Here is a 3,722-nt window from a genome sequence, read left to right as displayed (position 1 = left end):
GGGTGCTGCCGAGCCGCGGGGGCTGGCCGTAGGAGCGACTTCAGTCGCGACGACGTCGCTTACGGCTGACCTCCTGGTCCCGATTCCCGCTCCACCCTTCCCGCTTCACCCACCCCCGCCTCGCATTCACACGGCCGCGCATGGCACGCTCCGACCTTCGACTCCCGGGCGCCGCCACCGCCGCGGCGTTCCGCGTCCTTCGCGTCCACGTATTCCGCATCGATCCATGTCCCGCGACGACGGCAGCATCCATCTCTCCGACTACCGCCCGCCCGCCTGGCGCATCCCGCGCGTCGAGATCGAGTTCGACCTCGATGCCGACGCCACGGAAGTCACCACGCGGCTCCGGCTCGAGCCCGATCCTGCGCAGCCACCGGCGCCGCTCGAACTCGACGGCGAGGACCTCGAACTGCTGGCGATCCGCGTGGACGGCGTCGAGCTGCCGCCCGAGAGCTACGTGCTCGGCGAACGCGGCCTGCGCATCCCCGATCTCGACGGCGCCTGCACGCTGGAGACGCGGGTGCGCATCCGCCCCTCCGCCAACACCCGGCTGGAGGGCCTGTATGCCAGCCGCGGCGCGCTGTTCACGCAGTGCGAGGCGGAGGGCTTCCGGCGCATCGCCTTCATGCTCGACCGGCCCGACGTGATGCCGGTCTGGGACATCGTCCTGCGCGCCGACCGCGCCCGCTATCCGGTGCTGCTCGCCAACGGCAATCCCGTCGGCGGCGGCGAGCTGCCCGACGGCCGCCATCTCGCGCGCTGGCACAACCCGCATGCCACGCCGCCCTACCTGTTCGCCGTGGTCGCCGGCGACTTCGGCTGCGTGCAGTCGGAGATCGTCGCCGCCGACGGCCGCAACGTGCGCCTGGCGGTGTGGGCCGCCCACGCCGACGTGCCGCGCTGCCGCTATGCGCTCGGCGCGGTCGAGCGCGCCCTGCGCTGGGACGAGCGGCGCTTCGGCCGCGTCTACGACCTCGACGTGTTCAACGTCGTCGCCGCCCAGGACTTCACGATGGGCGCGATGGAGAACAAGGGCCTCAACATCTTCAACGCGCGCTACGTGCTCGCCGACGAGGAGACCGCGACCGACGCCGACTACCTCGGCATCGAGTCGGTGATCGGCCACGAGTACTTCCACAACTGGTCGGGCAACCGCGTCACCCTGCGCGACTGGTTCCAGCTCTCGCTGAAGGAGGGTCTCACGGTCTTCCGCGACCAGGAGTTCACCGCCGACCTGCATTCGCGCGCGGTCAAGCGCATCGAGGACGTGCGCCTGCTGCGGGCGCGCCAGTTCGCCGAGGACGCCGGCTCGCTCGCGCATCCGGTGCGGCCGCCGAGCTACCGCGAGATCAACAACTTCTACACGCTGACGATCTACGAGAAGGGCGCGGAGATCGTGCGCATGCTGTACACCCTGCTCGGCGAGGCGACCTTCCGCGCCGGCATGGACCTCTACTTCGCGCGCAACGACGGCCGTGCGGCGACGGTGGAGGACTTCCTCGCCGCACACGCCGAGGCGTCCGGGCGCGACCTGTCGCAGTTCGCCCGCTGGTACGCGCAGGCCGGCACGCCCGAGATCCGGATCCGCGACGACTACGACGCGGCCACCGGCACCTACACCCTGGAGATCGCGCAGCGCACCCCGCCGACGCCGGGCCAGCCCGACAAGCACCCGCTGCACATGCCGCTGCGCTTCGCGCTGTACGACGAGGCCGGGCGCAGGCTGCGCACCGCCCCGCGCGGCGCCGGCGGGGCGGACCAGGTCGAGCTGGTGGCGACGCGCCACCGCCTGCGCTTCCACGGGCTGTCCGCGCGTCCGCTGCCCGCCTTCAACCAGGGCTTCGCGGCCCCGGTGAAGCTCGACTTCCCCTACAGCCCGGCCCAGCTCGGCCGGCTGGCGCGCTGCGAGCGCGATCCCTTCAATCGCTGGGACGCGCTGCAGCGGCTGGCCACCGGCGTGCTGCTCGAGCGTTTCGAGGCTCACGTCGAGGCGCAGGACGGCCTCAGCGCCGCGCTCGGCGCCCTGCTGGACGACCCGGCGCAGGATCCGGCCTTCGTCGCCGAATGCCTGGTGCTGCCGGACTTCGACACCCTCGCCGAGTCGGTGCAGGCCATCGACGTGGACAGCCTGCTCGCCGCACGCGAGACCCTGCTCGACCAGCTCGCCTTCGAGCACGCCGAGCGCCTGCGTGCGCGCTACCACGCCCTGGCGGACGCCGCGGCCGGTGGTCTCGACGGCGCGGCCATGGGCGCCCGTCGCCTGCGCAACCTCTGCCTCGCCCTGCTCACCCGCCTCGACCGCGAGGCGGCGCTGGCGCAGGCGCAGTTCGAGGGCGCGCGCAGCATGACCGACCGCCTCGGCGCGCTGCGCTGCCTGGTGGAAGCCGATGCGCAGGGCCGCCACGCCGCGATGGAGGCCTTCGCCGCACGCCATGCCGGCGACGATCTCGTCACCGACAAGTGGATCGCCCTCGTCGCGATGCGGCCGGACGCCGGCGCGCAGGCGGAGGTGCGGGCGCTGCTCGGTTCCTCCCACTGGACGCCGACCAATCCCAACCGCGTGCGCGCCGTGCTCGGCAGCTTCGCGCGCGCGAACCCCACGGCCTTCCACGCCGCCGACGGCAGCGGCTACGCCCTGCTCGCCGAGCAGCTTCCCGGGCTCGACGCCATCAACCCCCAGGTCGCGGCGCGCCTGCTCGGCGCCTTCGAGAGCTGGCGGCGGCTGGCCGGGCCCCGCCGCGAGCGCGTGCGGGAGACGCTGGACGGCCTGCAGGGGCGCTTCGCGTCCAGCGATTGCCGCGACCTGCTCGCGCGGCTGCTGGGATAGGCGGGCCCCGGAGTCAGGACGGGTTCCGCGGTTCGATGCGAGACTGACGTCCTCTCCGGGTGGGGGACCGTCTCCATGAAGCGCGCATTCCTGATCCTGGCCGTGGCCGTCCTGCTCGGCGGCTGCGCCACCCACGGCAGGAGCCACTACGGCTACCGCGAGCCGGTCTACCGCGACGGCAGCTACTACTACCCGCCGGCGGCCGGCTACGGCGACTACTACTACGCGCCGCCGCGCACCGTCGTGCACCACTACGACTACGGGTTCGGCTTCGCGCCCGCCTGGGGCCACGGCTGGGCGCCCTATGGCGGGCTGTGGGGCAGCTGGGGCCCGCGCAGCTACTGGGGCCCGCGCTACGGCTACGGCCTCGGCTGGTCGAGCTGGGGGTCGGGCGTCGGGCTCGGCCTCGGCTGGTCCAGCGGCTACTGGCCCTACTACCACTATCCCCGCAGCTGGCAGGCGCCGCGTCCGCGGCCGCCGGTCCGCGGCAGCTACTGGCATTCGCGCGAGCCCTACCGGCCCGGTGCCCAGGCGCGGACCGGCCCGCCGCGCGGCGTCCAGTCGGACGGGCGTCAGCGCGAACGGCCGCCGGTGCGGGGCGAGCGGCCGCGGGAGGAGGAGCGTGCGCAGTGGCGCCAGCGGGTCGGCGGCGCCATCCGCACCGACGGCGGCATGCGTCCGCCGGCCGCGGCCGGCGTTCCCGCGCGTTCCGTCGGCACCGACGGGAACCTGCGCGGGCGTCCCGACATCGAGCGCGGCGCGCGCCCGTCGGGCGAGTGGCGGCGCGGCGGCATGGGCGCGCCGCGCGCGGACGGCGAGGGCAGGCGTGTCCGTACGGACACGCCCCGCGTGCGTGCGGAGCCGCCGCGCGCCCCGCGCCAGGTCCCGGCCGAGC

General features: G+C 74.2%; 1 protein-coding gene and 1 pseudogene. Both read left to right on the top strand.

Going from position 1 to position 3,722, the window contains the following annotated elements; genetic code table 11:
• Positions 1 to 226 precede the first annotated feature (226 nt).
• Positions 227 to 2,827, top strand: a complete 2,601-nt coding sequence (gene pepN, locus ACFO3Q_RS16835) for an aminopeptidase N (protein WP_377006065.1) — start codon at positions 227 to 229, stop codon at positions 2,825 to 2,827.
• Between the two features lie 75 nt (positions 2,828 to 2,902).
• Positions 2,903 to 3,722: pseudogene (locus ACFO3Q_RS16830) on the top strand (hypothetical protein); the annotation flags it as partial.

It is taken from the genome of Coralloluteibacterium thermophilum (assembly GCF_042654365.1).
Lineage (GTDB): Bacteria > Pseudomonadota > Gammaproteobacteria > Xanthomonadales > Xanthomonadaceae > Coralloluteibacterium > Coralloluteibacterium thermophilum.
Note: the sequence above shows the minus strand (reverse complement) of the source record. Positions and strands in the feature narration are given on the sequence as shown.

What these genes read in the sequence shown, in the direction of transcription:
- pepN (WP_377006065.1), top strand. Translation starts at nt 227, where the DNA reads ATGTCCCGCGACGACGGCAGCATCCATCTCTCCGACTACCGCCCGCCC.